Source organism: Pseudomonas sp. JV414, assembly GCF_032424305.1.
Taxonomy (GTDB): Bacteria; Pseudomonadota; Gammaproteobacteria; order Pseudomonadales; family Pseudomonadaceae; genus Aquipseudomonas; species Aquipseudomonas lini.
Genome location: NZ_VYKC01000021.1, coordinates 66125 through 89791 on the forward strand (window position 1 = coordinate 66125; position 23667 = coordinate 89791).

Below are 23667 nucleotides of genomic sequence, written 5' to 3' on the forward strand. Positions count from 1 at the left end.
CTGAAGTCGACTGACCCACCGCTTTCGCGAGCAAGCCCGCTCCCACACTCGACCGCGTCCGACCTGATCATTGAAGGAACCCGAATGAGCCTACTGACACGCCTCCTGGCGCGCGGCACTGTCGTGCTCGCCAACTCGGCCACCAAGCTTCAATCGCTGCAAATGCGCCTCACCGCTGGCGAAGTGAACGACGACATGGAGCACTTCGAACCCTACGGTTTCACCAGCAACCCACTGGCCGGCGCCGAAGGTATCGCCACCTTTCTTGGCGGTGACCGCTCCCACGCCATTGTGCTGGTGGTCGCCGACCGTCGCTATCGCCTCCAGTCCCTGGCCGCTGGCGAAGTGGCGATCTACACCGACGAAGGCGACAAAATTCACTTCAAGCGCGGGCGGATCATCGACATCGAAACCGCCACCCTGAACATCCGCGCCAGCAGCGTCGTGAACATCGACACACCGACCCTGACCCAGACCGGCAAGATCGTCTCCCAAGGCGATCAGATTGCCGGCGGCATCAGCCAGATCAAACACGTGCATGTCGGCGTTCAAGCAGGCAATGGCCAGACCGGCGTACCGGCAGGAGGGCAATGATGTTCATCAGCCAAAACCTGCATGCCGCACTGACCCGCTCAGTGCTGATCAGCCTGTTCACCTGGCGCCGCGCCGCCGATGACGATGCCCTCGATGACGAAGAACGTTTCGGCTGGTGGGGCGACACGTTTCCCACCGTCGCCGATGACCGCATCGGCTCGCGGCTGTGGCTGCTGCTCCGGGTCAAGTTGACCCGACAAACCCAGATGGACGCCGAATTCTATGCCCGCGAAGCCCTGCAATGGCTGATCGACGACGGTCATTGCAGCGCCATCGACATCATTAGCGAACGTCTCGACGCCCAGCGCCTGAACCTGCGCACGGTCCTGACCCTGGCCGATGGCGAGCGCCTGGACATCAACCCTGATAACAGTTGGCAGGTGATCTATGCCGTTTGAAACCCCTTCGCTGCCGGTGCTGATCAAGCGCACCCAAAGCGACCTGGCCAGTGATTCGCTGCGCCAGTCCGATGCGCAAGTGCTGGCCCGCACCCTCGGTGGCGCCGCCTATGGCCTGTATGGCTACCTGGACTGGATCGCCGAGCAGATCCTCCCGGACAAGGCTGATGAATCGACCCTGGAACGGATCGCCGCACTGCGTTTGAACCAGCCACGCAAACCCGCCCAAGCGGCCAGCGGCAGCGTCAGCTTTACCGCCAGCGCCGGTGCCGTGCTGGATGTCGACACCCTGCTGCAATCGAGCGACGGTCGCACCTACAAAGTGACCGCCGCACGCACCACCAGCAACGGGTTCAACAGCACCACCATCGCCGCGCTCGAGGCCGGCAGCCTGGGCAATGCCGAGACCGGTATGACGCTGATTCCGGTGCAACCGATTGCGGGTATCGTCGGCAATAGTTTCAGCGTGCTGGCGCCAGGTCTCAGCGGAGGAGTGGCGCGGGAAAGCCTGGAGTCGCTACGTTCGCGGGTGATCCGCTCCTACCGCATCATCCCTCACGGCGGTTCGGCGCAAGACTATGAAACCTGGGCACTCGAATGCTCGGGAGTGACTCGCGCCTGGTGTCGTGGCGGGTTGTTGGGGCCGGGCACGGTCAGCCTGTTCATCATGCGTGACGACGACCCGCAACCGGTGCCGAACGACGAACAACTGGCCGAAGTTCAGGCCTATATCGAGCCTCTGCGCCCGGTCACCGCCGAGGTGCATGTGCAGCGGCCGGTTCAGGTGCCGGTGGTCTATCACTTGACGCTGACCCCCGACACCACCGCCATACGCGCCGCCGTTGAAGCGCAGTTGCGAGACCTGCATAACCGTGAAGCCGACCTCGGCCAGAAGTTGTTGATCAGTCACATCCGTGAAGCGATCAGCAGCACCAGCGGCGAAAACGACCACGTACTCACCTCGCCTGTCGCAGATGTCGAAACCGAGCGCAATGAGCTGCTGACCTTCGGAGGTTGCGTATGGGGGGCATAAGAACTGCCGAGCAATACCATGCCCAACTGCGCAGCCTGCTGCCCACCGGCCCGGCCTGGGACCCTGAACGGGTACCGGAACTCGAAGAAGTCCTCGAAGGCGTCGCACAGGAACTGGCCCGCCTCGACGCCCGCGCCGCCGACCTGCTCAACGAAATGGACCCGGCCGGCGTCAGTGAACTGGTGCCGGACTGGGAGCGGGTGATGAACCTGCCCGACCCGTGCCTCGGCGCTACGCCACTGTTCGATGACCGCCGCCTCGCGGTACGTCGCCGCCTGCTCGCAGTCGGTAGTCAGGCCGTCGGCTACTACCTCGAAATCGCCAAAAGCCAGGGCTACCCGAACGCCACCATCACCGAACTGGAAGCCCCGCGCATGGGACGTTCGCGTTTCGGTGCGGCGCATTGGGGCACCTGGGAAGCGCAGTTCATGTGGACGCTCAATACCGGTGGGCGATTGCTGCTGGGCCGGCGTTTTGGCGCCAGTTACTGGGGCGAACGCTTCGGCGTGAACCCGGGCTCGGCACTGGAATGCCTGATCCACCGCAGCGCACCGGCGCATACCAAGGTGCACATCAATTATGACTAGGGAGTAGAGGGATGGATTATCCGAAAAGCGTACCCAGCGCCGGGTTGGTGAATGGGAAGTTTGTGGATGAGAACCCGCTGACCGGGACGCCGGGATCGTTGATTCCAGCGAGGTGGGGCAACAGCGTCACGGATGAAATTGTGAATGCGATTATCGGCGCGGGCATTGTCCCGGAAGAAAGCGATAGCGCTCAGCTGAAAGCGGCGATTTCAGCGATTGTCGAGAAGAACAAAAGCGATTCTCTGGCGAGCAAAGAAGAGGCCGAATCCGGTGTAAGTGCCAACAAATTGATGACGCCCATCCGTGTCTTTCAAGCGATAGAGAAAAAGTTGCTTCAGGCCACCGAGTCGGTGTTCGGCTGGGCGCGTATTTCGACTCAGACCCAAGTCAATGCCGCTGTTGATGACACCACGATTGTTACCCCGAAAAAACTGACGTTCGGGGTTTCTTACAGCTTTGCGGATAACGGCTACATCGCGTTTCCGAGCTGGCTGGGTGGTTTCATGATTCAGTGGGTAGTGGTCCCTATCACCGTCAATAACGGTTATGTATCCAAACCGTGGCCGCTGGCCTTTAAAAATCAATGTCGTGGCGCCTGGGCCGGTTATTCGTCATCAGGTAATGCGCCGTTCCTCGATATCACCACACCGCCCTTGGTGACTTACCTCGACGCCAGTCAAGTTCAGGTCATGAGTAATTCCGGCGGCACTGGCTGGGTCAGTGTCTTGAGCGTGGGTAACTGAGATGAAGAGATTTTATAGCCGCACTACCGGCAATACTTACCTGACGAGTTATCACACAAGCCTTCCTGAAGATGCCGTTGAAATTGACGACGAGCGTTATGACGCGGTGATCGCCAATCCAAAAGCGGGAACCGCGAGAGCTCATGATGATGGAGGCTTGCCGGTTCTGGTTGAACTTGCCCCCTTGTCGGATGAAGAACTTTTGCAAGAAGCAAAGACGTGGCGCGATCAAGCATTTGACCGAGTGGTCTGGCTACGCGACCGACACCGGGATGAAGTGGAACTGATGAAGACCACCACGCTTTCCGACAATGAATATCAAGAGCTTCTTGTTTATCTGCAGGCGTTGCGCAAGTGGCCTCAGGCGAAGAAGTTTCCCTCCAAACGTTCTCGACCGAAAAAGCCTGCCTGGTTGGCTGATTGAACGGATGCCACTGGATGCGCTTGATTCGAGCGCTCTGTCGGCATCTTCAATGAATGTTCCAGGTAAAGGATTGGAATATGGATTATCCAAAAAGTGTACCCAGCGTCGGTCTGGTCAATAGCCGGTTCGTCGATGAAAACCCGGTGGCCGGGACGCCGGGATCGTTGATCCCGGCAGTATGGGGAAACAGTGTGACCGAAGAGCTTCTGGCCGTTATTACAGCGGCCGGAATGACGCCATCCGAGAATGTTAACGATCAATTGCTAGCGGCCTTGAAGACGCTACTGAATTTGGCCAGTCCCATGTCTTCGCGGGTGACAGAAGTATCGACATCAAAGGCGTTGATGCCAGAAGAGTTGGGGCTGGTACTGATTAGCGCCAGTGCGACGGAGACGATTATTACCCTGCCGGCAGCAAGTTCGTTGTCAGGTGTTCGGGATGTCGTTGTTCGACGGACCGACAACAGTGTTAACCGCTTGGTAGTACAGGCCTCAGGTAATGATCGAATCAAGTTCCACACTCACTTGTCGCCAAACGGATACCCGTTTCTGGTTTTGATGGGGGCGGGTGATTGGTGGCACTTACGAAGCGATGGAGCGAGCAATTGGTGGCCCGTCGGGCGCTTCGATGCAACACCCTTGGGAAGGATTGTTCTTGAGACGACAACCGCGTTCAGTCCGGGTGGTTATGGCGCGTTGAACGGCAGAGAATTTCTTCGCTCCGAATGGCCCTGGCTTTGGGATCACGCCGTTCAGTCCGGAATGTTGCGTGCAGAAGTTGACCGCGCCGGAGGTTGGAGCAGTGGCGATGGGATCAAGACGTTCCGCGCCCCGGAAGTCCGGGGTGAATTTGTCCGCGTCCTTGATGAACAACGCGGTGTCGATACTGCGCGCGCAGCCGGCACCTGGCAGACGGGTACCAACATCACGGGTGATAACGGCGCCGCTCCAGCGGTTCAGGGTATTGCCAACATCGCGACAGTAGGGGCTGACCCAACAACCTTTACCGGTCTCTGTTACTACGTATCAGCCACCATGACCGAGAATCTGGGCAGTACTTACTGGGGGATGACTCGCCCCAGGAACATTGCTTATCCAGGTCGATTGAAACTCATTTGAGGTGCATATGGCTTATTACTATTTAAATGAAAGTTCTCAAGAGTTAACCGGTCCCGTCGGGTTGCCGGTCATTCCTGGTATGGGCGTTGTATTGCCGGGCAATGCGATCGAGTTGCCGGAAGTTCTGCCACCCGCTGAAACCGGTTATGTATGGGTCTGGCGTAACGGTGCCGCTTCGCAACTGATCGATTTGCGCAACCGCCCGGTGTATCGCAAAGACACAGGTGGACTTCAATTCTGGTACGAGTTGGGTCCGTTGCCTGATTTCCTGACTGTCAAGCCTCGCCCCGGCGAATACTATGTTTGGCTGAATGATGACTGGGCACTGGACTTGGCTGCCGAACGAACAGGCAAAACCGCTCAAGCCGGCGCCGAGCGAGACAATCGTCTGCGTGAGATGGTTATTCGCGTCGCACCGCTGCAATACGCCTATGAACTGGGTGAGGCCACCAATGTTCAACTGGCCGTTCTGCAAGAGTGGAAACGGTATACGCTCAAGTTGATAAACATTGAACAGCAACCGGACTTCCCACTGATCATTGACTGGCCAGCTTCACCTGTCAGCGTCGTAGCCGTATAAATCCTGAAACTTATTAATAACTGGAAGTGCAGTCTTGTGCCGCCAGCACACGGCTGCCTGCAAAATACCAACGGAAGGATATACCGTGGATTATCCCAATAGCGTCCCCAGCGCCGGTCTGGTGGACGGCAAGTTTGTCGATGAAAACCTGATTGCGGGGACTCCGGGTTCTTTGATCCCAGCCAGCTGGGGTAACGGTGTCACTCTGGAGTTGTTGAAAGTCATCGAGGCTGCTGGCATCAAACCGTCAGAGGCTAGTAACGATCAACTGTTGACGGCGTTGCGCAGTAACAAGCTGTTTGTGACCGCGCCACAGTTCGACAGCGATCAGTCGGTCGCCACCACTGAATTTGTGACCCGCAGCGGTCTGCAGTTTTCAGGCTTCAACGTCTTTCCCGCGAGCGCTGCGCTGACCGCAGCCAACGTGGGCGGGGTGGCGAGTTTTGCCAGCGCCACGCCGATCACGGCGACGTTGCCGTCCATCAATGGACTTGCCCATGCCAGTACGATCCATGTCATCAACGCCGGAAACGGCGTGCTGACCATCAACCCGGCTGGTGTCGAACTCATCGAGACCTGTAACGGCACATTCGGGCCGGTCAAGCTCGGCCTTGGTGATTCCGCGCACTTCATCAAACTGGGTAGCGAGTGGCGCCTGTATGGGGGCTCGGTCAGCGACAAGTACGCTTCGTCCTTCTCCGGCGTCTACGGCAACGTCGGTTACCAGAAGTATCCCAGTGGCAACATTGAACAATGGGGCGTTGGCACCACGGATGCCAATGGCGATGTCTATATCACTTTCCCGATCTCGTTCCCGACGTCTTTTTCTTCGCTCGTCGCCACCCATGTGGGTGGCGACGGGGCGATGGTCATCCTGGTCGGGGGCACCGGGACCAAACAGGGCTGCCGCCTGAAAGTCCGGAGTTTTTCCGGTCAGGTGCAGGCGGGATGGAGCGTGAATTATTTTGCAAAGGGCTATTGAATGAACGCGTTCAATGTTTTGTTTAGCGCAAGTACCTGTGGTGTTTATGTTCCTGGAATCAATGCGTCGGATATCCCTTCCGATGTCATAGAAATCCCCCAGGCTTATTGGATTTCGTTACTCCAACAGTTGGCTGTAACCCCGAAAATGATTTCGGTGCGAGCCGATAACGGCTATCCCGTTCTTACGGATACACCACCTCTTGCGCCGGAGGAAGTCGCGAAGGCCGAGCGTCTTTGGCGTGATAGCCAGTTATCGGCCACTGACAGTATGGTCGCTCGCGACAGGGACGAACTGGAGGACGGTGGCGGTACAACATTGACCACCGATCAATACGCCGAATTGCAGGCCTATCGCCGTGCACTTCGGGATTGGCCGCAAGGGTCATTCTTTCCTTTCAGCGAGCGTCGACCCAGCGCACCACTTTGGCTGGCTGGATATCTTTGACACGACCTGAATATCACTACCGGTCATACATCTGCCAACGCGGTTTTTTCTGAGCGTTTCGATATGCGTGCGCTGGGTTTTTTCAGGTAATACAGGAATCAAGACAAATGGATTATCCAAAGAGCGTACCCAGCGCCGGGTTGGTTAACGGACAGTTTGCGGACGAAAATCCGATCATCGGTACCCCCGGTTCCTTAATTCCCGCGAGTTGGGGGAATGCTGTTACGCAAGAAATTTTGAACGCGATTAGCGAAGCGGGTTTAACCCCGACAGAAGATCAGAATGATCAACTGTCGAGGGCGATCAGGCAACTTTCAAAACCTGATCCTCTGCAACATTTTCCGGTTCAGGTCTATCGTAAAAACCTGCTGATTAACGGTGGTTTTGATATTTGGCAGCGCGGAGCTACGAATCTTGCGCCTAACACGGGAGGGTACGTGGCTGATCGATTCCGTTGCGACTGGAACGGAAATGCCGGGGTCAATATTTCCCGACAGGGTTTTGTATTAGGGCAAACCGAAGTGCCGGATGAACCACGATACTTTCTTCGGTGGCAACAAGTGACTGCCGGCACCGGCGCTACTATTCACAAGATTTCCCAGAATATCGAATCGGTCAGAACCTTGGCCGGAAAAACCGCCACCGTGTCCTTCTGGGCGAAATCCGATGCGGCACGTCCATTGAAGGTAAGCATTACCCAGTACTTCGGACCGAGCGGTTCGGAATCCGTTGAAAAAAACGTCGGTGATTTTCTGCTGACAACTTCATGGGCGCTGTATACCACGACCTTCCAGGTTCCCTCGCTCGCTGGAAAAATGTTGGGTAACACCAACAGTGACTGTTTGCGCTTGGCCTTCGACTTGCCGCTGAACGTATTGCAAACGGTTGATCTGGCGCAGGTTCAGCTTGAAGAAGGGCCAATTGCGACGCCGTTTGAATATCGCACTGCGGCCCAAGAGCTGATCAATTGTCAGCGGTATTACGAAAAGTCTTTTAATACCTGGCTCCCGGTGCAAGCAGGTAATGGTTCAAGTACGTGCTTGTCGACCTTTACTCAGATCCCGGCAGGGAATACCGGTCAATATGGAATGACGATTGGCTTCCTGGTACAGAAAAGGGCTCAGCCAACTGTGTTGGCGTTTTGTCCTGGAGATAACAGCAATCAGGTCTGGAACCTGACGCTGGGCAGGGCCTGTACAGGGACGACCCTTCAAAGCCTGACGAATCGAAGCATATCGTTTGCAACAGTTACCGCCGTCGGAAGCGTGCCGGGTCAAACGTTACAGCTTGAATGGACAGCTGACGCTGAACTATAGGAATCGAACACGATGAACTATCAACTAACCGTCAATGGCGTACTTCGTCTTTCTGACTCAGCTTTTATTCCTCAAGATTCGGGTAATCGAGACTGGCTTGATTATCTGGACTGGGTTTCATCGGGAGGTGAGCCTTTCCCGCTGGAATCGCTGCTGGTGAGGAAGGAAGCAGAGCAAAGTGTTTTCGGTTTTCTTAAACGGATTATCTGATTGGTACTCTATGACCGTTACGCAGCAACAACTAAAGATCGTTATGCCCAACGCCCGCACCCAAGCGGGCGTTTTCATTTCCGCCCTAAACACAGCCATGACCCAACGCAACATCAACACCCCCAAACGTATCGCCGCCTTCCTCGCGCAAGTCGGTCACGAATCGGGGCAGTTGCAGTACGTACGTGAATTGGGCAGCACTCAATACCTGAGCAAATACGACACCGGCAACCTGGCCACCCGTTTGGGCAACACTCCAGAACCCGACGGTGACGGTCAAAAATACCGTGGACGTGGCCTGATCCAGATCACCGGCCGCAACAACTACCGTCAATGCAGCCTCGGCCTATTTGGCGATGAACGACTGCTGTCTCTGCCTGAACTGCTGGAACAACCCCAATGGGCCGCCGAATCGGCAGCATGGTTCTGGGAGCAGAATGGCTTGAATGAATTGGCCGACCGCGATCAGTTCAACAGCATCACTCGCCGTATCAACGGCGGGCTGAACGGGTTGCAGGATCGTCTGGAAATCTGGGCTCGAGCGAGGGCGGTGTTATGCCAGCCTTCGGTCTGATCGGCTGGCGACAGATCGGTCTGCTGGTGCTGGTCGGTTGTTCGGCGGCGTTGGCCTGGCAGTTTCAGGATTGGCGCTACGGCCGGCAACTGTCCGAGCAGGCCAGGCTGCACGCCGAGACCCTTAATCAACTGACTCTGGCCGCTGCCACCCAGCAACAGGTCGAGCAGGACAAGCGTCTGACTCTGGAGCAGCGGCTGTCGGCCAGTGAACAAACCCATTATCGAGCGCTTAGCGATGCCGAACGTGATCAAGGTCGCCTGCGCGATCGTCTTGCCACTGCTGATGTGCGCTTGTCAGTTCTCCTCGATGCCAATGACGCTGCCTCGGCCTGTGCAGTGCCAGCCGCCTCCGGCACCGGCGGGGTGGATCATGGCGCCTCGCGAGCCCGACTTGACCCGGCGCATGCTCAACGAATTATCGCCATCACCAGCGCAGGCGATAGCGGACTGATTGCCCTGCAGGCGTGTCAGGCCTATGTCAGAGCCCTCGCTCGCTAACATTTTGATCGATCCTGAACCTTGCAAGCGTGATCGGCTCGTGTACGGTAGGCCTCATTCCGCTCGATCAGGAGAGAGTCGTGAAAGATATCACTCAGCTGGCCGCTGAACTTGGCAGACGCTTGCAGGTTCTCAATGCCCACGTCACCACCGCCGAATCCTGTACCGGTGGCGGGATTGCCGAGGCGATCACCCGCATTCCGGGGAGTTCAGCCTGGTTCGAGGCCGGTTATGTCACGTACTCCAACCGCCAGAAAACCCAGCAACTGGATGTCCCGGCCGAGTTGTTTCCAACCGTCGGGGCGGTCAGTCGCGAGGTAGTCGAGGCCATGGTCCGCGGCGCACAGGAAAAAAGCCGAGCGCGTTTTGCCGTGGCGGTCAGCGGTGTGGCAGGGCCGGACGGCGGTTCGCCGAGCAAGCCCGTGGGCACGGTGTGGCTGGCCTGGGGCGTCGGTGAACAGGTGTTCAGCGAGGTGCAGTACTTTCCCGGTAACCGTGACGAGGTCCGCCGACAAACGGTGAAGGCCGCGCTAGAGGGGCTGCTGCGGCATGCCGCAGGAGAAATCTCAAATCAGGGGTAGGCGATCCTGAAACGCTGTGGAATAATACTGGCTACTTATACAGGTGTTGGCCGTCAGGCCTTATTGATTACGTGAGGACTTTAATGGACGACAACAAGAAGAAAGCCTTGGCTGCGGCCCTGGGTCAGATCGAACGTCAATTCGGCAAGGGTGCCGTAATGCGTATGGGCGATCAGGACCGTCAGGCGATCCCGGCTATTTCCACTGGCTCCTTGGGTCTGGACATCGCGCTCGGCATTGGCGGTCTGCCAAAAGGCCGTATCGTTGAGATCTACGGTCCTGAATCCTCCGGTAAAACCACCCTGACACTGTCGGTGATCGCCCAGGCTCAAAAAGCCGGCGCGACCTGCGCATTCGTCGACGCCGAACACGCCCTCGACCCTGAGTACGCCGGCAAACTGGGCGTCAACGTCGATGACCTGCTGGTTTCCCAGCCGGACACCGGCGAGCAGGCCCTGGAAATCACCGACATGCTGGTGCGTTCCAACGCGGTAGACGTGATCATCGTCGACTCCGTGGCCGCTCTGGTGCCAAAGGCTGAAATCGAAGGCGAAATGGGTGACATGCACGTGGGCCTGCAAGCCCGTCTGATGTCCCAGGCGCTGCGTAAAATCACCGGTAATATCAAGAACGCCAACTGTCTGGTGATCTTCATCAACCAGATCCGTATGAAAATCGGCGTGATGTTCGGCAGCCCGGAAACCACCACCGGTGGTAACGCGCTGAAGTTCTACGCATCGGTTCGTCTGGACATCCGCCGTACTGGCGCGGTGAAAGAAGGTGATGAAGTCGTCGGTAGTGAAACCCGCGTCAAGGTTGTGAAGAACAAGGTGGCTTCGCCGTTCCGTCAGGCCGAGTTCCAGATTCTTTACGGCAAGGGCATCTACCTCAACGGTGAGATGATCGACTTGGGTGTTCTGCACGGTTTCGTCGAGAAATCCGGTGCATGGTATGCCTACGAAGGCACCAAGATCGGTCAGGGCAAGGCCAACTCGGCCAAGTTCCTGGCGGACAACCCGGAGATCGCCGCGAAACTTGAGAAGCAACTGCGCGACAAGCTGTTGACTCCAGCGCCGGACGTCAAAGCATCGCCAGTCAAAGAGACGGCTGATGACCTGGCTGACGCTGATATCTGATTGATCCGATGACCGCCGTACTCGATACACTCGTCGCGGTGCGGCGAACCGCAATGGACCTGCTCGCGCGACGCGAGCACGGTCGAGTCGAGCTGACGCGTAAACTGCGTCAGCGCGGCGCCCTCCCTGAAATGATCGACACAGCACTCGACCGCTTGACGGAAGAGGGCCTGTTGTCCGAATCCCGTTACCTCGAGAGCTTCGTTTCCTACCGTGCCCGTTCCGGTTATGGCCCTTTGCGAATTCGCGAAGAGTTGAGCCAGCGCGGCCTGCAACGTACCGACATCGAACTGGCGTTACGCGAGAGCGGTATCAACTGGCAGGAACAACTGGAAGACACCTGGCGGCGCAAATTTGCTGGGCACCTACCGATAGATGCCCGGGAGCGTGCCAAACAGGGCAGGTTCCTGAGTTATCGGGGGTATTCCATGGAAATGATCAGCCGCTTGTTCAGCGGCCGAGGGATGGACGATTGAATGAACGGCTCGCTATTTCGATAGCGGGCCGTTTTTTTTTGCCTCACGTTACCTTGGACGGTTCCCGTGTGCGTTGTTGCGCCTGGGGTTTGGACTGGGCCCAGTTTTCCGGCAGATTGATGTAATCCACTAGCTCCCGCAGACGGCCATGATCACGGGCGTTGAAGGTGAAGGCCAGTCGCGCCAGATGGCTGAACTGTGCTTCGTCGTGCTCCTCACCGCTGTAGGCGTGCTGATGGAAATGGTCGCTCAGGCACAGGTCGGCAAATGCCTCCTGCATGTGTTCGAGCGCCCGGTCGCTGAGTTTGTGGTTCATGCGAATCACGAACTGATGCTTGAGCCAGCGGCTGGAGTGGAAGTTGCTGTAGAACTGATTGATCTGCTCCACTGCCTCTTCGGCACTGTAGACCAGACTCAACAGCTTCATGTCGGTTGGCAGGATGTAGCGATTTTCCTCCAGTTGATGATGAATGAAGTCCAGCGCGCCTTGCCAGAACTTGCCGCCCGGCGCATCCAGTAGCACCACAGGCACCAATGGGCTTTTGCCAGTCTGGATCAGGGTCAGCACTTCCAGCGCTTCATCCAGCGTACCGAAACCGCCCGGGCACAGGACCAGCGCATCGGCTTCCTTGACGAAGAACAGCTTGCGGGTAAAGAAAAAGTGGAAGGGCAGTAGATTCCCGGTGCCATTGACCGTGGGATTCGCATGCTGCTCGAAGGGCAGGGTGATGTTGAATCCCAAGCTGTGTTCCAGGCCGGCACCTTCGTGGGCCGCCGCCATGATGCCACCGCCGGCACCGGTGATGACCATCATGTCCGAGCGCGCCAAAGCGGCGCCAAGCTCTCGGGCCAAACCATACAGTGGGTGTTCTATCGGCGTGCGGGCCGAGCCGAAAACAGTGACTTTGCGTCGTCCCTTGAATTGCTCCAGCACACGGAAGGCATGTTCGAGTTCGCGCAGGGCTTGCAGGGTGATCTTGGCATTCCAGCGGTTGTGATCTTCCTGGGCCATGCGCAGCACAGTCAGGATCATGTCGCGGTAAATCGGGATGTTGGGGCTGTTGGGTGAAACCAGGTTGAGTTGTTCTTCGACCTTGCTGGTGAGGTCGTGGCCGCTTTCTTGAAAATGACGGCTCAGGAGGTCATTCGGTTGGTAAGGCATTCAACTTCTCCTTCTGCACAGAACCCTTGGCCCGACAAAACAATGTCGGCGCCGCGACACCCCTTGTGTCGCTGTCTGCCCAAGCCCATGCCTGGGCGCTCCACCTGACTCGTTTGCAATCGAGCCATCCATACGGGCTCTGCTTATCCTTGAATGAAAGAAACGTTCGCACAATAAGGCACGCAATGGGCAGCCCCTTTTCTGCCCTGAAAAAAACAACGTGAACACTATGAATTTAGACCCTCGCAACGATTTGCGCTGCCTGATCATTGCGCCGCAAAGTCTTTCCTGGCAACCGCTTATTGACCATTTGCAAGGTGCTTTCACCGCTCGTCTGAACGCAAGCCGTATGTCCTGCGCTCTGATTTACTAAGTTACAGGCGTGACACGACAACTTTGCATCAATGGCAGGACGCAACGTTCAAGCAATTCAGGGATTTATCGCGTGATCAACGACGATCAATGCGTGCAAGGAGGCGGGAAACCATGCCCAGAGTCACTCTGGAAATCGATGCGCAACTGTATCGATTGCTGAAATTATCAGCCGAGACTAATCATTTGAGTCTCGAAGAGGAGTGCTGCCGGCGTCTGGAGGGCGGGGAGCGACGTTCGCGCTACTTGCAGGCGCTGTTGGCAGAACTGCGCGCCGAGGATGAACAGCGGCGCGCCAAATCCCGTTGATTACTTTTTCTTGGTCGGTGTGGCTTTCGGGCAATCCGATTCCTGGAAGCTTGCGGAGCCGACCGGGCGATTGGATTTCACTTCGGTGAAGTCGTAACGCATGATCGCGCCCTTGGCCATCAGCTTGCGGAACCCCTCGTTTCTGCAGACGGAGGCACCCAGCTGGAAGTACACGGCTTTCGGATCGGCGCGCATCTTGTCGGCGTGGCTGCTCTGAACACTCAGGTGGTTGATCAGTTGATTACCTTCGACGGTATAACCCTGATCCTGAATGTCTTCGTTGATCGCCCGTGGCGTGCCGACACTGCTTTGTACGGCGACGTTTCGCAGCTCTCTGTTCAGATTCTGCTCACTCAAGGACGCAGCCTGAGCGTTGAAGGACGACGCCAGCAGAATGGCAGCGGTGGGAACGATAAGGCGCAGCATGAAACTCTCCTGGTTCAGTGACTGGTGGTTCGACCCGTCACGTGACTGTGCGTTCAGTGGCGGCGAATTATAGGGGAGCGCGCCTGGACGGTACAGGCTTGCGCCGGGCGCTCTGGTAAACTGCTGGCCTTTATTGCCTTGCCGAGTGCCGTTTGTGTCGAGTTTTCCTGTCTGCCGGTGTTGCCCACGATGAACCACGCTCCCAACGCGGTAGCCCGCTTGCGCGATCAGCGAGAAGAAGAGGGCATCAAGCCGATTCAGGCCCGTGGCTGGCGAGCAACCCGTTGCCGTGCCTGCCGTGTGATCGAGAGCCACTGCCTATGCGCCTGGCGCCCGCAAGTCGACGCCCGTAGCGGCGTGTGCCTGATCATGACCAACAAAGAAGTGTTCAAACCAAGTAACACCGGTTGGCTGATTGCCGATGTGGTGCGCGACAACCATGCATTCATCTGGTCGCGCACGGAAGTCGATGAACAACTGCTGGCGCTGTTGGCCGACCCACAATGGCAACCCTATCTGGTGTTTCCGGGCGAATACGTCGAGCCCGAGCGAGTGACCCACAGCGTCGAGGTCGATAGCACCAAGCGCCCACTGTTCATTCTGCTGGACGCCACCTGGACCGAAGCCCGGAAGATTTTCCGTAAAAGCCCCTATTTTGATGCGTTGCCGATTCTGAGCCTGCTTCCTGAGAAGCTTTCACGGTACCGATTGCGCAGGTCCACTCGTAGCGAGCACCTGTGCACGGCCGAAGTGGCGGCGCTGTGCCTCGATCTTGCCGGTGATACAGACGCTGCCTCGGCGCTGGACGCTTATTTTGATGTGTTCAGCCAGCATTACCTGGACGCTAAACATCAGCTGGATATGAATGTTGCAACACCGGCCCACGCCGAGCTGATGCCCTTTGTAGAGCACGCGGCGCCCGTCATCTGCTGAGCATCACCCATACTGCAAAGAACCAGGCTCGCTGGCGGGGCCACGCAACTTGACCACCCCGGCTTCGCTGGGCATGCTTGGCGCCGATTAGGGCGCGGCCAAGGTTTGAAACGCTGCTTTTTTACGTAATTGGCGTTGAACGTGCCCTGTTGGTGCTGCTGCGTGGCTGCACCTCGAGTTGTTCTGGCGAGGCCTGAAATGCATCAGGCGTCCCATAAAAAAACAGGATCATTTGAAAAATGGCCACATACGAAATCCTGATTGCCGATGACCACCCTCTTTTTCGTAGCGCCCTGCATCAAGCGTTGACCCTGGGCCTGGGCCCGGATGTCCGTCTGGTGGAAGTGGCAAGCATTGCCGAGCTGGAAACCCGTCTGGACGAAAAGGCCGATTGGGATCTGGTATTGCTGGACCTGAACATGCCAGGGGCTTACGGTTTTTCCGGGTTGGTGTTGTTGCGTGGGCAGTACCCGCAGATTCCGGTGGTGATGGTGTCGGCTCAGGAAGAAGCGTCGATCATGGTGAAATCCCGTGAATTCGGCGCCAGCGGTTTCATTCCCAAGTCCAGTGATTTGAGCGTCATTCAGAAAGCCGTACGCGCGGTGCTGGATGGCGACGTTTTCTGGCCGCCCCAGGCCTTTGAAGCGGTCAGCGTTTCCGCCGAAGCCAAGGCTGCCAGCGAAGGCCTTGCCAGCCTGACACCCCAGCAGTTCCGGGTGTTGACCATGGTCTGTGAAGGTTTGCTGAACAAGCAGATTGCTTACGAGTTGAGTGTTTCCGAAGCGACGATCAAGGCCCACGTCACGGCCATTTTCCGTAAGCTGAATGTGCGGACCCGGACTCAGGCAGCGCTGCTCTTGCAACAACTTGAGTCAATTTCGAGCAACTAAGGAGCTACGTGTTCACGCTTTTTTGACTTTGCTTCAACTAGTTTTCCCACTCCTTTTTGGTCAGTTGCCTACTTTATGTCACCTTTCAAAGGCCAGACCGGCCTCAAACGCATCCTCAACGCCTCCGGCTACTCCCTGGACGGCTTGCGCGCGGCCTTCACCGGCGAAGCGGCCTTCCGGCAACTGGTGTTGCTCAACGCCATTCTGATTCCGCTGTCGTTCTTCCTGAACGTCAGCCGCGTCGAGCAGGCACTGCTGATTGCGGTTTGCCTGTTGGCGTTGATCGTCGAGTTGCTCAATTCGGCGGTGGAAGCGGCCATCGACCGCATTTCCCTTGAATTGCACCCACTGTCCAAGAATGCCAAGGACATGGGCAGCGCCGCTCAATTCGTGGCGTTGAGCATGATCGCGCTGGTGTGGGCGGTGATTCTGCTTTAAGCGATGGTGGGCAGGACGATCTCGTCGCTGCGCTGAACCCCTGCGGTGAACGCGCGGCACAGTTCGAGGAATTCGCGCATCGCCGACGTCTGATATTTCTGTTTGTGCCAGATGAAATAGAACTGCCGCGCCAGATCCAGATCCGGTGTTTCCACGGGTACCAGACTGCCGCGGCGGAACGCATCGCGCAGCGCCAAGCGCGAAATGCACCCAATCCCCAAACCTGATTCCACCGCGCGCTTGATCGCTTCGGTGTGTTCCAGCTCCAGGCGAATGTTCAGCGCACTGCGATGGTGTCGCATGGCCTGGTCGAACGTCAGCCGTGTGCCAGAGCCTTGTTCGCGGAGAATCCACGCCTCATGACTCAGCTCCTCCATGGTCGCGATGCCACGTTTGGCCAGCGGATGCTGAGGCGCACAGAACACCACCAGCTCATCTTCGACCCAACTCTGCACTTCGATGTCCGGGTGGCTGCAGTCGCCTTCGATCAGACCCAGATCAATTTCATAGTGCGCGACCTGTTGCACGATGTTGGCAGTGTTCTGCACATGCAGCTTCACCTGGCTTTCCGGATGGCGCTGCATGAAGCTGCCGATCAGCAGGGTGGCGAGGTAATTGCCGATGGTCAGGGTCGCGCCGACCGCCAAAGAGCCGAAACCGGACTTGCCATTGAGCAAGTCTTCGATCTCCTTGGCCTGGTCGAGCAGGGCCACCGCTTGCGGCAACAGCTGTTTGCCGAGGGCGTTGAGGCTCAGCCGTTTGCCGGCGCGATCGAACAGCTGACAGCTGCACTGACGCTCTAGCTCGGTGATCGAGGTGCTCGCCGCCGATTGCGAGAGGTTGAGCGTCAGGGCAGCACGGGATACGCTTTCCTGCTGGGCGACGGCGACGAATACTTGAAGTTGACGGAGAGTAAATCGCATATCGATATAACCGATAACCCTTATCTTAATAATCCAGTTAACAGATATTGTCGCTGCCATTAGAATGCGCTGCAATTGCGCACATCATCGGCGCAGGCAAATCTCCAGGAGTCCCACGTACATGAGCAACATGAACCACGAGCGTGTCCTCAGTGTTCACCACTGGAACGACACTCTGTTCAGCTTCAAGTGCACCCGCGATCCGGGCCTGCGCTTCGAGAACGGTCAGTTCGTGATGATCGGCCTGCAACAGCCCAACGGCCGCCCGCTTATGCGTGCTTACTCGATTGCCAGCCCGAACTGGGAAGAGCATCTCGAGTTCTTCAGCATCAAGGTGCCTGATGGCCCGCTGACTTCCCAGCTGCAGCATCTGAAGGAAGGCGACGAGATCATCATCAGCAAAAAGCCTACCGGCACGCTGGTGCTGGATGACTTGAAGCCTGGCAAACATTTGTACCTGCTCAGCACCGGTACCGGTCTGGCGCCATTCATGAGCGTCATCCAGGACCCGGAAACCTACGAGCGTTTCGAAAAAGTGATCCTGTGCCACGGCGTGCGTTACGTCAATGAAGTCGCTTACCGCGAGTTCATCACCGAGCACTTGCCGCAGAACGAGTTCTTCGGCGAGTCGCTGCGTGACAAGTTGATCTACTACCCGACCGTGACCCGCGAACCGTTCGAAAACGAAGGCCGCCTGACCGACCTGATGCGCAGCGGCAAGCTGTTCAGCGACATCGGTCTGCCACCGATCAACCCGCAGGACGACCGCGCCATGCTGTGCGGCAGCCCGAGCATGCTCGACGAGACCAGCGAAGTGTTGAACAGCTTCGGCCTGAAAGTTTCGCCGCGGATGCGCGAGCCGGGTGATTACCTGATCGAGCGTGCGTTCGTCGAGAAGTAAGACGTTGTTTGGGTGACGCAGAGCGTCACTGGATGCGTTCCCACGCGGAGCGTGGGAACGATCAGCCCCCATTGCCTGTGCAGGCAATGGGGGCTTTTTTATGCCCGACGCACGGGAATGACTTCGAGGACGCGGATTAGGTCAGGCGTGGGGTAATGCCAGCGCACATCCACATCCCAGAACTGCGCGCCGTATTCCCTTTCCGGTGCAGGAATCTGGTACGCCGGGCGTGGGTCTTGTGCCAGGCATTGCTCGATCAGTTCGACCAAGGGCTCATCAAGCCGCTGAGCGTGGCCATGAGCCTGTTGCAGCGCTGAGTCTGTCCACTGCACGGGAATCAGCGATGGCGGGGCGCTGGCGATGCTGTTGGACGCCGTGTCGATAATGTCGGCGTAGGGCACGTAAGGTTTGATGTCGAGAATCGGCGTACCGTCGAGTAGGTCGATGCCGGAGATCCACAGTCGATTGGCTTCGACCTTATCCAGTTTGACCACCGATTGACCGATACCATTGGGCCGGTGCGTCGCCCGAGTGGCAAATACGCCCATGGATTTGTTGCCACCCAGGCGCGGAGGGCGGACTTTCAGGCGTGGCTTTTCTTCCAGGGCCTGATGGAACAGGAACAACAGCCAGACATGGCTGACCTGCTCCAGTCCCTGCACCGCATCACCCTGATCGAACGGCGCCACCAGCTCCAGCACGCCTCGAGCGGCCGGGGCCAGTTGCGGCTGGCGCGGAATGGCGAACTTCTCCTTGAAACAGGAGCGCACGAAGCCGATGGGGGAAACGCTGTAGGTCATGGTTTGGGGTCGAGGCGGAGTTGAGGCGGGCATGATAACCCGGCAGGCCTCAAGTCTGGTGGTGGCAGAGCCGGCCTCATCGCGGGCAAGCCACGCTCCCACAGGGTTCTCGAGCGAACACAGATGTTGTGTACGGCATAAAACCTGTGGGAGCGTGGCTTGCCCGCGATGGCCGCACCACCAATCTCAGAGACTGAATCCGCCATCCAAAGGAATAATATTCCCAGTCATATACGCCCCGGCCGTACTCGCCAGACTGATCGCCAAGGCAGCCATCTCTTCCTCACGCCCCCAGCGCTTCATCGGAATCAACGCCGTATCTTCCGCCAACGCCTGTTCATCATTCCCGATGTGCTGAGTCATCTTGCTCGGGAAACGCCCCGGTGCAATCACGTTGACGTTGATGTGCTGGCTCACCAACTCCCGCGCCAGAATCCGCGACAGTTGATGCAGGGCAGCCTTGCTCGGGCCGTAGGCATACGCCTGTTCGCCAAAGGAAGAAATCCCGGCCACCGAACCGATGTTGATGATCCGTGCCGGATTCGCCGCCGAACCAGCCTTGCGCAGCAGCGGCAAGAACTGCTGAATGCAGTTGAACACCGAGGTCACGTTGAGCTGCATGACTTTTTCCCAACCCTTGACCGGGTAACTCTCCAGCGGCGCGCCCCATGTGGTACCGGCGTTGTTCACTAGAATATCCAGCTGACCGATCTGTTCACTCATGTGCGCAGCCAATTGCTGGACGCCTTCTTCATGGGCCAGGTTGGCAGCTACCGCGTGACAAATCCCGAAGGCACTCAGCTCAAAGGCAGTTTGCTGGCAGGCGTCGGCATCGCGGGCACACACGTACACAGTGGCGCCAGCCTCGACATAAGCCTTGGCGATCATTTTGCCGATACCGCGGGTGCCGCCGGTCACCAGAGCGGTGCGGCCTTGCAGGGAAAAGTAGGGATGCATGGCGAATCCTGAGAGCTGAGGGTCAATACACCCTAGTCGTCAGCCGCCAGAAGCGGAGCCACTATTTTTGCGAGGAATGAGGGTCTATACAGGCTTGAACTGCCACCGTCCCCGTAGGAGCACAGCTTGCTGGCGAAGGCGTTTTGAAGACCGCCTTCGCGGGCAAGCCTCGCTCCTACAGGGACCGCGGCGTTCGTGGGCGACTTACTGCGGGCGAACGCGCAGGGTCAGGCCCTTGAGGAAGTTGCGCAGCAGTTGGTCGCCGCAGGTGCGGTAGTTGGTGTGACCGAACTTGCGGAACAGCGCGCTCAGCTCAGGCTTGGACACCGGGAACTCGGCGGCCTTGAGGATGGCGTGCATGTCGTCTTCCTTCAGTTCGAAGGCCACACGCAGCTTCTTCAGGATGATGTTGTTGGTCACCGGCACTTCGATCGGCTGCGGCGGACGGCTTTCGTCCTTGCCGCGCTTGAAGATCACCAGGCCATCGAGGAAATGCGCCATGACCTCGTCCGGGCAACGTACGAAGCCTTCCTCGTCTTCCTCTTTCTTGTCGAGGTAGGTCAGCAAGTCTTCCAGGGACACGTCCATGCCGCCGAGCTTGATGATCTCGATGACTTTCTTGTCGCTGATGTCGAGCATGTAGCGCACGCTGCGCAGTACGTCGTTATGAATCATGGTGTGCAATCCTGATATTCAGCAGTGGGCGCCGCATAAACAGCGGCGCCGAAATGTATGGCGGCGTGAAAAGTCTTAGAACTTCTCTTTGCCGGACAGGTAGCGCCATTGCCCCAACGGCACTTTGCCGATGGACACGCCGCCGATGCGGATGCGGCGGATGGCGACGACCTTCAGGCCCACGGCCTGGCAAAACAGGGCGATCACGCCCGGTTGTGGGTTTTTCATCGCAAAACGCAGGCGGTTTTCGTTCTGCCAGCTGGCTTTGACCGGCGGCAGTTCCTTGCCCTTGTAGGTCAAGCCGTGGTTCAGGCGGTTGAGGCCGTGAGCCACCATGTCGCCTTCAACTTCCACCACATACTCTTGCTCGATCTTGGCGGAGTCTGCGGTGAGTTTGCGCAGGATCTTCCAGTCCTGGGTGAACACCAGCAGACCGCTGGCATTGGCCTGCAGGTCGGTGCTGGCGGTCAGGCGCAGGAAGTGGCCCTTGAGCGGGCGTTTGCCGTAGCGGTGTTCTTCGCTCAGGGTCTCGGCGCTGATGGTCGCCATGGCTGTGTCCGCGTCCATGCCCGCAGGGACGTTGAACAGAATGGTCACCGGCTCCGGCGCAGTGGCCTTGGCTTCGGGGTCGAGCTCGACTTTTTGGTTGTCGACCTTGAACTGCGGCTCGTCGATGACTTCGCCGTCCACGGTGACCCAGCCGCCCTCGATGAACAGCTCAGCCTCCCGACGGGAACAGCCGACGAGTTCGATGAGGCGTTTGGAGAGACGAATCGGGTCAGTCATGACAGGGCCGTAACAAAAAAGGGGTGGGCATTGTACCTGCCTGGCGCCGGTTAATCCCGGCTCCATTTGCGCCGTGCGGCTTTTTTGTGGGAGCTGGCTTGCCTGCGATGGCATCGCTGCGACCTGACAGACAGACCGCGTCGTCTGCATCGCAGGCAAGCCAGCTCCCACATTGTTCTATGTTGGGTCAGCCATTTAACCATTACGCGTCAGTTGTTGAGACTGGCGCAAACGCATGTGCAGCAATGGATAGGGCTGCCCCATGCCATCGACTTCCGAGCGACCGATCACCTCAAAGCCCTGTTTGAAGTAAAACCCCAAGGCCTGCGGGTTCTGCTCATTGACGTCCAGCTCATCGGCGTTCAGGTGTTCCATGGCATAGCGCAGCAATTGCTTGCCCAGGCCCTTGCCGCGATGCGCCGGGTCGATGAAGAGCATTTCGATCTTGCCCGCCGCCACGCCGGCGAACCCGGTGATGCGTTGGCGCGAGTCTTTGGTGCAGATCAGCATCACCGCGTCGAGGTAGCGGGTCAGCACCAGGTTCCTCAGCAGGTCGATGTAGCTGTCGGGCAGAAAGTCATGCGTGGCGCGTACCGAGGCTTCCCACACACGGGTGAGTTCTTCGTAGTCGCTTTGTTTGGGTGTGTGAATGATTGAGTGTTGGCGCATGCTCGCTTGCCTCTGTTCCGTGGATGACGCGAGTTCTTTCTCTTACAAAACGATAGACGTTAAAAAGCCCCGCATCTCGTCAAGAGAGCGGGGCTTTTGTGTTTTTTGCGTTTAGATCTGTTCAGCCCACAGGTCGTATTCGTCGGCGTCGGTCACTTTGCACCAGACTTTGTCGCCTGGCTTCAAGTTGCTGCCGTTGTCGATGAACACGTTGCCGTCGATTTCCGGGGCATCGAAGAAGCAACGGCCGACCGCGCCTTGCTCGTCGACTTCATCGACCAGCACTTCGATTTCACGGCCGATGCGCATTTGCAGGCGTGCCGAGCTGATGGCCTGTTGGTGCGCCATGAAGCGGTCCCAACGGTCTTGCTTGACGTCGTCCGGCACGATGGCCGCGTCCAGCAGGTTGGCCGGTGCGCCTTCGACCGGCGAGTACTGGAAGCAGCCAACGCGGTCCAGCTGCGCTTCGGTCAGCCAGTTCAGCAGGTACTGGAAGTCTTCTTCGGTTTCGCCAGGGAAGCCGACGATGAAGGTCGAACGGATGATCAGGTCCGGGCAGATTTCGCGCCAGTTCTTGATCCGCGCCAGGGTCTTGTCTTCGAAGGCCGGGCGTTTCATGGCTTTCAGGACTTTCGGGCTGGCGTGCTGGAACGGGATGTCCAGGTACGGCAGGATTTTCCCGGCGGCCATCAGCGGGATCAGCTCGTCGACGTGCGGGTACGGGTAAACGTAGTGCAGACGCACCCAGACACCGAGAGTGCTCAGGGCTTCGCAGAGTTCGGTCATGCGGGTTTTCACCGGCGCGCCGTTCCAGAACCCGGTGCGGTACTTCACGTCGACGCCGTAAGCGCTGGTGTCCTGGGAGATCACCAACAGCTCTTTGACGCCGGCCTTGACCAGGCGCTGGGCCTCATCAAGCACGTCACCGACCGGGCGGCTAACCAGTTTGCCGCGCATCGACGGGATGATGCAGAAGCTGCAGCTGTGGTTGCAGCCTTCGGAAATCTTCAGGTAGGCGTAGTGACGCGGGGTCAATTTGATCCCTTGCGGCGGCACCAGGTCGATCAACGGGTTGTGATCCTGACGCGGCGGCACAACGGCGTGCACGGCGTTGACCACTTGCTCGTACTGCTGCGGACCGGTCACGGCCAATACACTTGGGTGCACGTTGCGGATGTTGCCTTCTTCGACGCCCATGCAGCCGGTCACGATGACCTTGCCGTTTTCCTTGATGGCTTCGCCGATCACTTCCAGGGACTCAGCCTTGGCCGAGTCGATGAAGCCGCAGGTGTTGACCACCACGACGTCGGCGTCCTGATAAGTGGACACAACGTCATAGCCTTCCATGCGCAGCTGGGTAAGGATGCGCTCGGAGTCGACCAGTGCTTTCGGGCAACCCAGGGATACGAAGCCAACCTTTGGATTGGCCGGCGCAGGAGTGGTGGACATGTCTAACCTCGGTATTTTGGGACGCCTCCAGCCGAAGACGGCAAGGCGACAGACGGGCGCTATGTTGCGCCTCTGGTCAAAAAGTGCGCAATTCTAGCGATGAGAGGCTCACTTGACCAGCTTTATGCAGGGAAATACGACGAGTGCTGCGCTATGCTTCGCGCCGTTAGGCATTACCGATTTTCTACAGTCAATAAAACGTCTGTAACAATAAGTAAAACAGCGCATGCTGCACGGCAAAACATAGTGCTTCTTTCAAGAAGCCCGGGTCTGGTAAC

The 23667-nt window shown here is 57.9% G+C and carries 30 protein-coding genes and 1 pseudogene; 22 read left to right on the forward strand and 9 right to left on the reverse strand.

The annotated features are described in order from the left end of the window. The first annotated feature begins 84 nt into the window (after positions 1 to 84). From F6R97_RS22245 to recX, 17 genes and pseudogenes are all read left to right on the forward strand, one after another. On the forward strand, positions 85 to 594 hold the full coding sequence (locus tag F6R97_RS22245; RefSeq protein WP_315867103.1) for a phage baseplate assembly protein V: 510 nt from the start codon (positions 85 to 87) through the stop codon (positions 592 to 594). Further along, positions 594 to 992, forward strand: a complete 399-nt coding sequence (locus F6R97_RS22250) for a phage GP46 family protein (RefSeq protein ID WP_315867104.1) — start codon at positions 594 to 596, stop codon at positions 990 to 992. The genes F6R97_RS22245 and F6R97_RS22250 overlap by 1 nt, the downstream gene beginning before the upstream one ends. After that, positions 982 to 2025: a baseplate J/gp47 family protein gene (locus F6R97_RS22255; protein ID WP_315867105.1), complete on the forward strand. Its 1044-nt coding sequence runs from the start codon at positions 982 to 984 to the stop codon at positions 2023 to 2025. Before F6R97_RS22250 ends, F6R97_RS22255 begins: the two co-directional genes overlap by 11 nt. Next, entirely contained in the window at positions 2013 to 2612 is a 600-nt protein-coding gene (locus F6R97_RS22260; RefSeq protein ID WP_038979179.1) for a YmfQ family protein, read from the forward strand. The genes F6R97_RS22255 and F6R97_RS22260 overlap by 13 nt, the downstream gene beginning before the upstream one ends. 11 nt (positions 2613 to 2623) lie before the next feature. Beyond that, positions 2624 to 2822 (forward strand): annotated as a pseudogene (locus tag F6R97_RS29675) (hypothetical protein); the annotation flags it as partial. Positions 2823 to 3356: 534 nt separating this feature from the next. Further along, on the forward strand, positions 3357 to 3779 hold the full coding sequence (locus F6R97_RS22270) for a tail fiber assembly protein (RefSeq protein WP_315867106.1): 423 nt from the start codon (positions 3357 to 3359) through the stop codon (positions 3777 to 3779). A 77-nt stretch (positions 3780 to 3856) separates the two neighbouring features. Further along, entirely contained in the window at positions 3857 to 4897 is a 1041-nt protein-coding gene (locus F6R97_RS22275; RefSeq protein WP_315867107.1) for a phage tail protein, read from the forward strand. A 7-nt stretch (positions 4898 to 4904) separates the two neighbouring features. Beyond that, positions 4905 to 5477 (forward strand): tail fiber assembly protein, encoded by a 573-nt coding sequence (locus F6R97_RS22280; protein ID WP_038979181.1) that lies wholly within the window; start codon positions 4905 to 4907, stop codon positions 5475 to 5477. Positions 5478 to 5562: 85 nt separating this feature from the next. Next, positions 5563 to 6459 carry a hypothetical protein gene (locus F6R97_RS22285; protein ID WP_048393826.1) on the forward strand — a complete coding sequence of 299 codons (897 nt, stop codon included), beginning with the start codon at positions 5563 to 5565 and terminating at the stop codon, positions 6457 to 6459. Then, positions 6460 to 6906: a phage tail assembly chaperone gene (locus F6R97_RS22290; RefSeq protein WP_038979183.1), complete on the forward strand. Its 447-nt coding sequence runs from the start codon at positions 6460 to 6462 to the stop codon at positions 6904 to 6906. It begins immediately after the preceding gene. A 107-nt stretch (positions 6907 to 7013) separates the two neighbouring features. Beyond that, complete coding sequence (locus F6R97_RS22295) at positions 7014 to 8222, forward strand: carbohydrate-binding protein (protein ID WP_038979184.1); 1209 nt, start codon at positions 7014 to 7016, stop codon at positions 8220 to 8222. Between the two features lie 12 nt (positions 8223 to 8234). Next, complete coding sequence (locus F6R97_RS22300) at positions 8235 to 8432, forward strand: hypothetical protein (protein ID WP_080772035.1); 198 nt, start codon at positions 8235 to 8237, stop codon at positions 8430 to 8432. A gap of 10 nt (positions 8433 to 8442) precedes the next feature. Further along, a complete protein-coding gene (locus tag F6R97_RS22305) occupies positions 8443 to 9006 on the forward strand; it encodes a glycoside hydrolase family 19 protein (protein WP_038979185.1) in 564 nt (187 codons plus the stop codon). Beyond that, the gene (locus F6R97_RS22310; RefSeq protein ID WP_048393831.1) at positions 8988 to 9506 is read left to right on the forward strand and encodes a lysis system i-spanin subunit Rz; all 519 of its coding nucleotides are present in this window, start codon (positions 8988 to 8990) and stop codon (positions 9504 to 9506) included. The genes F6R97_RS22305 and F6R97_RS22310 overlap by 19 nt, the downstream gene beginning before the upstream one ends. Positions 9507 to 9586: 80 nt before the next feature. Further along, the gene (locus tag F6R97_RS22315) at positions 9587 to 10087 is read left to right on the forward strand and encodes a CinA family protein (RefSeq protein WP_007907266.1); all 501 of its coding nucleotides are present in this window, start codon (positions 9587 to 9589) and stop codon (positions 10085 to 10087) included. An 83-nt stretch (positions 10088 to 10170) separates the two neighbouring features. Further along, entirely contained in the window at positions 10171 to 11223 is a 1053-nt protein-coding gene (gene recA / locus F6R97_RS22320; protein WP_007907270.1) for a recombinase RecA, read from the forward strand. Positions 11224 to 11231: 8 nt separating this feature from the next. Further along, positions 11232 to 11699 carry a recombination regulator RecX gene (gene recX / locus F6R97_RS22325; RefSeq protein ID WP_048393833.1) on the forward strand — a complete coding sequence of 156 codons (468 nt, stop codon included), beginning with the start codon at positions 11232 to 11234 and terminating at the stop codon, positions 11697 to 11699. 43 nt (positions 11700 to 11742) lie between these two features. On the opposite strand, the gene F6R97_RS22330 is transcribed toward recX, so the two are convergent. Further along, positions 11743 to 12861, reverse strand: a complete 1119-nt coding sequence (locus tag F6R97_RS22330) for a TIGR00730 family Rossman fold protein (RefSeq protein ID WP_038979187.1) — start codon at positions 12859 to 12861, stop codon at positions 11743 to 11745. 486 nt (positions 12862 to 13347) lie between these two features. Between F6R97_RS22330 and F6R97_RS22335 the strand changes: the two genes are divergently transcribed. Continuing rightward, positions 13348 to 13542 (forward strand): hypothetical protein, encoded by a 195-nt coding sequence (locus F6R97_RS22335; RefSeq protein WP_038979188.1) that lies wholly within the window; start codon positions 13348 to 13350, stop codon positions 13540 to 13542. Here the strand turns inward: F6R97_RS22335 and F6R97_RS22340 are convergent, their stop codons facing one another. Further along, positions 13543 to 13968, reverse strand: coding sequence for a PA3611 family quorum-sensing-regulated virulence factor (locus tag F6R97_RS22340; protein ID WP_315867108.1), 426 nt, complete (start codon positions 13966 to 13968; stop codon positions 13543 to 13545). It lies immediately after the preceding gene. Between the two features lie 189 nt (positions 13969 to 14157). Between F6R97_RS22340 and F6R97_RS22345 the strand changes: the two genes are divergently transcribed. The 3 genes from F6R97_RS22345 (at position 14158) to F6R97_RS22355 (ending at position 16229) form a co-directional block, all read left to right on the forward strand. Continuing rightward, positions 14158 to 14901, forward strand: a complete 744-nt coding sequence (locus F6R97_RS22345) for a tRNA-uridine aminocarboxypropyltransferase (protein WP_315867109.1) — start codon at positions 14158 to 14160, stop codon at positions 14899 to 14901. A 239-nt stretch (positions 14902 to 15140) separates the two neighbouring features. Next, complete coding sequence (erdR, locus tag F6R97_RS22350) at positions 15141 to 15791, forward strand: response regulator transcription factor ErdR (protein ID WP_007907284.1); 651 nt, start codon at positions 15141 to 15143, stop codon at positions 15789 to 15791. A gap of 75 nt (positions 15792 to 15866) precedes the next feature. Then, on the forward strand, positions 15867 to 16229 hold the full coding sequence (locus F6R97_RS22355; RefSeq protein ID WP_007907286.1) for a diacylglycerol kinase: 363 nt from the start codon (positions 15867 to 15869) through the stop codon (positions 16227 to 16229). Here F6R97_RS22355 and F6R97_RS22360 read toward each other — a convergent pair. Continuing rightward, positions 16226 to 17152, reverse strand: coding sequence for a LysR family transcriptional regulator (locus tag F6R97_RS22360; RefSeq protein WP_007907288.1), 927 nt, complete (start codon positions 17150 to 17152; stop codon positions 16226 to 16228). The two genes, F6R97_RS22355 and F6R97_RS22360, sit on opposite strands and share 4 nt — an antisense overlap. A gap of 121 nt (positions 17153 to 17273) precedes the next feature. Here F6R97_RS22360 and fpr point away from each other — a divergent pair, with 121 nt between their 5' ends. Next, on the forward strand, positions 17274 to 18053 hold the full coding sequence (gene fpr, locus F6R97_RS22365) for a ferredoxin-NADP reductase (RefSeq protein ID WP_007947184.1): 780 nt from the start codon (positions 17274 to 17276) through the stop codon (positions 18051 to 18053). Positions 18054 to 18151: 98 nt separating this feature from the next. On the opposite strand, the gene tsaA is transcribed toward fpr, so the two are convergent. The 6 genes from tsaA to rimO form a co-directional block, all read right to left on the reverse strand. Continuing rightward, the gene (gene tsaA / locus F6R97_RS22370; protein ID WP_038979191.1) at positions 18152 to 18853 is read right to left on the reverse strand and encodes a tRNA (N6-threonylcarbamoyladenosine(37)-N6)-methyltransferase TrmO; all 702 of its coding nucleotides are present in this window, start codon (positions 18851 to 18853) and stop codon (positions 18152 to 18154) included. A 186-nt stretch (positions 18854 to 19039) separates the two neighbouring features. Next, complete coding sequence (locus tag F6R97_RS22375) at positions 19040 to 19810, reverse strand: SDR family oxidoreductase (RefSeq protein ID WP_038979192.1); 771 nt, start codon at positions 19808 to 19810, stop codon at positions 19040 to 19042. 204 nt (positions 19811 to 20014) lie between these two features. Further along, positions 20015 to 20485 carry a DUF1456 family protein gene (locus F6R97_RS22380; RefSeq protein ID WP_038979193.1) on the reverse strand — a complete coding sequence of 157 codons (471 nt, stop codon included), beginning with the start codon at positions 20483 to 20485 and terminating at the stop codon, positions 20015 to 20017. Between the two features lie 75 nt (positions 20486 to 20560). Then, the gene (locus tag F6R97_RS22385; protein ID WP_038979194.1) at positions 20561 to 21271 is read right to left on the reverse strand and encodes an rRNA pseudouridine synthase; all 711 of its coding nucleotides are present in this window, start codon (positions 21269 to 21271) and stop codon (positions 20561 to 20563) included. Between the two features lie 195 nt (positions 21272 to 21466). Further along, positions 21467 to 21940: a GNAT family N-acetyltransferase gene (locus F6R97_RS22390; protein WP_315867110.1), complete on the reverse strand. Its 474-nt coding sequence runs from the start codon at positions 21938 to 21940 to the stop codon at positions 21467 to 21469. A gap of 111 nt (positions 21941 to 22051) precedes the next feature. Continuing rightward, positions 22052 to 23389, reverse strand: a complete 1338-nt coding sequence (gene rimO, locus F6R97_RS22395; RefSeq protein WP_038979196.1) for a 30S ribosomal protein S12 methylthiotransferase RimO — start codon at positions 23387 to 23389, stop codon at positions 22052 to 22054. Positions 23390 to 23667 lie beyond the last annotated feature (278 nt).

Bases quoted from the DNA above. Each gene is read 5' to 3' on its own strand.
- F6R97_RS22245 (WP_315867103.1), top strand. From the start codon at position 85: ATGAGCCTACTGACACGCCTCCTGGCGCGCGGCACTGTCGTGCTCGCC.
- F6R97_RS22250 (WP_315867104.1), top strand. From the start codon at position 594: ATGTTCATCAGCCAAAACCTGCATGCCGCACTGACCCGCTCAGTGCTG.
- F6R97_RS22255 (WP_315867105.1), top strand. From the start codon at position 982: ATGCCGTTTGAAACCCCTTCGCTGCCGGTGCTGATCAAGCGCACCCAA.
- F6R97_RS22260 (WP_038979179.1), top strand. From the start codon at position 2,013: ATGGGGGGCATAAGAACTGCCGAGCAATACCATGCCCAACTGCGCAGC.
- F6R97_RS22270 (WP_315867106.1), top strand. From the start codon at position 3,357: ATGAAGAGATTTTATAGCCGCACTACCGGCAATACTTACCTGACGAGT.
- F6R97_RS22275 (WP_315867107.1), top strand. From the start codon at position 3,857: ATGGATTATCCAAAAAGTGTACCCAGCGTCGGTCTGGTCAATAGCCGG.
- F6R97_RS22280 (WP_038979181.1), top strand. From the start codon at position 4,905: ATGGCTTATTACTATTTAAATGAAAGTTCTCAAGAGTTAACCGGTCCC.
- F6R97_RS22290 (WP_038979183.1), top strand. From the start codon at position 6,460: ATGAACGCGTTCAATGTTTTGTTTAGCGCAAGTACCTGTGGTGTTTAT.
- F6R97_RS22295 (WP_038979184.1), top strand. From the start codon at position 7,014: ATGGATTATCCAAAGAGCGTACCCAGCGCCGGGTTGGTTAACGGACAG.
- F6R97_RS22300 (WP_080772035.1), top strand. From the start codon at position 8,235: ATGAACTATCAACTAACCGTCAATGGCGTACTTCGTCTTTCTGACTCA.
- F6R97_RS22305 (WP_038979185.1), top strand. From the start codon at position 8,443: ATGACCGTTACGCAGCAACAACTAAAGATCGTTATGCCCAACGCCCGC.
- F6R97_RS22310 (WP_048393831.1), top strand. From the start codon at position 8,988: ATGCCAGCCTTCGGTCTGATCGGCTGGCGACAGATCGGTCTGCTGGTG.
- recA (WP_007907270.1), top strand. From the start codon at position 10,171: ATGGACGACAACAAGAAGAAAGCCTTGGCTGCGGCCCTGGGTCAGATC.
- recX (WP_048393833.1), top strand. From the start codon at position 11,232: ATGACCGCCGTACTCGATACACTCGTCGCGGTGCGGCGAACCGCAATG.
- F6R97_RS22330 (WP_038979187.1), bottom strand. From the start codon at position 12,861: ATGCCTTACCAACCGAATGACCTCCTGAGCCGTCATTTTCAAGAAAGC.
- F6R97_RS22335 (WP_038979188.1), top strand. From the start codon at position 13,348: ATGCCCAGAGTCACTCTGGAAATCGATGCGCAACTGTATCGATTGCTG.
- F6R97_RS22340 (WP_315867108.1), bottom strand. From the start codon at position 13,968: ATGCTGCGCCTTATCGTTCCCACCGCTGCCATTCTGCTGGCGTCGTCC.
- F6R97_RS22345 (WP_315867109.1), top strand. From the start codon at position 14,158: ATGAACCACGCTCCCAACGCGGTAGCCCGCTTGCGCGATCAGCGAGAA.
- erdR (WP_007907284.1), top strand. From the start codon at position 15,141: ATGGCCACATACGAAATCCTGATTGCCGATGACCACCCTCTTTTTCGT.
- F6R97_RS22355 (WP_007907286.1), top strand. From the start codon at position 15,867: ATGTCACCTTTCAAAGGCCAGACCGGCCTCAAACGCATCCTCAACGCC.
- F6R97_RS22360 (WP_007907288.1), bottom strand. From the start codon at position 17,152: ATGCGATTTACTCTCCGTCAACTTCAAGTATTCGTCGCCGTCGCCCAG.
- fpr (WP_007947184.1), top strand. From the start codon at position 17,274: ATGAGCAACATGAACCACGAGCGTGTCCTCAGTGTTCACCACTGGAAC.
- tsaA (WP_038979191.1), bottom strand. From the start codon at position 18,853: ATGACCTACAGCGTTTCCCCCATCGGCTTCGTGCGCTCCTGTTTCAAG.
- F6R97_RS22375 (WP_038979192.1), bottom strand. From the start codon at position 19,810: ATGCATCCCTACTTTTCCCTGCAAGGCCGCACCGCTCTGGTGACCGGC.
- F6R97_RS22380 (WP_038979193.1), bottom strand. From the start codon at position 20,485: ATGATTCATAACGACGTACTGCGCAGCGTGCGCTACATGCTCGACATC.
- F6R97_RS22385 (WP_038979194.1), bottom strand. From the start codon at position 21,271: ATGACTGACCCGATTCGTCTCTCCAAACGCCTCATCGAACTCGTCGGC.
- F6R97_RS22390 (WP_315867110.1), bottom strand. From the start codon at position 21,940: ATGCGCCAACACTCAATCATTCACACACCCAAACAAAGCGACTACGAA.
- rimO (WP_038979196.1), bottom strand. From the start codon at position 23,389: ATGTCCACCACTCCTGCGCCGGCCAATCCAAAGGTTGGCTTCGTATCC.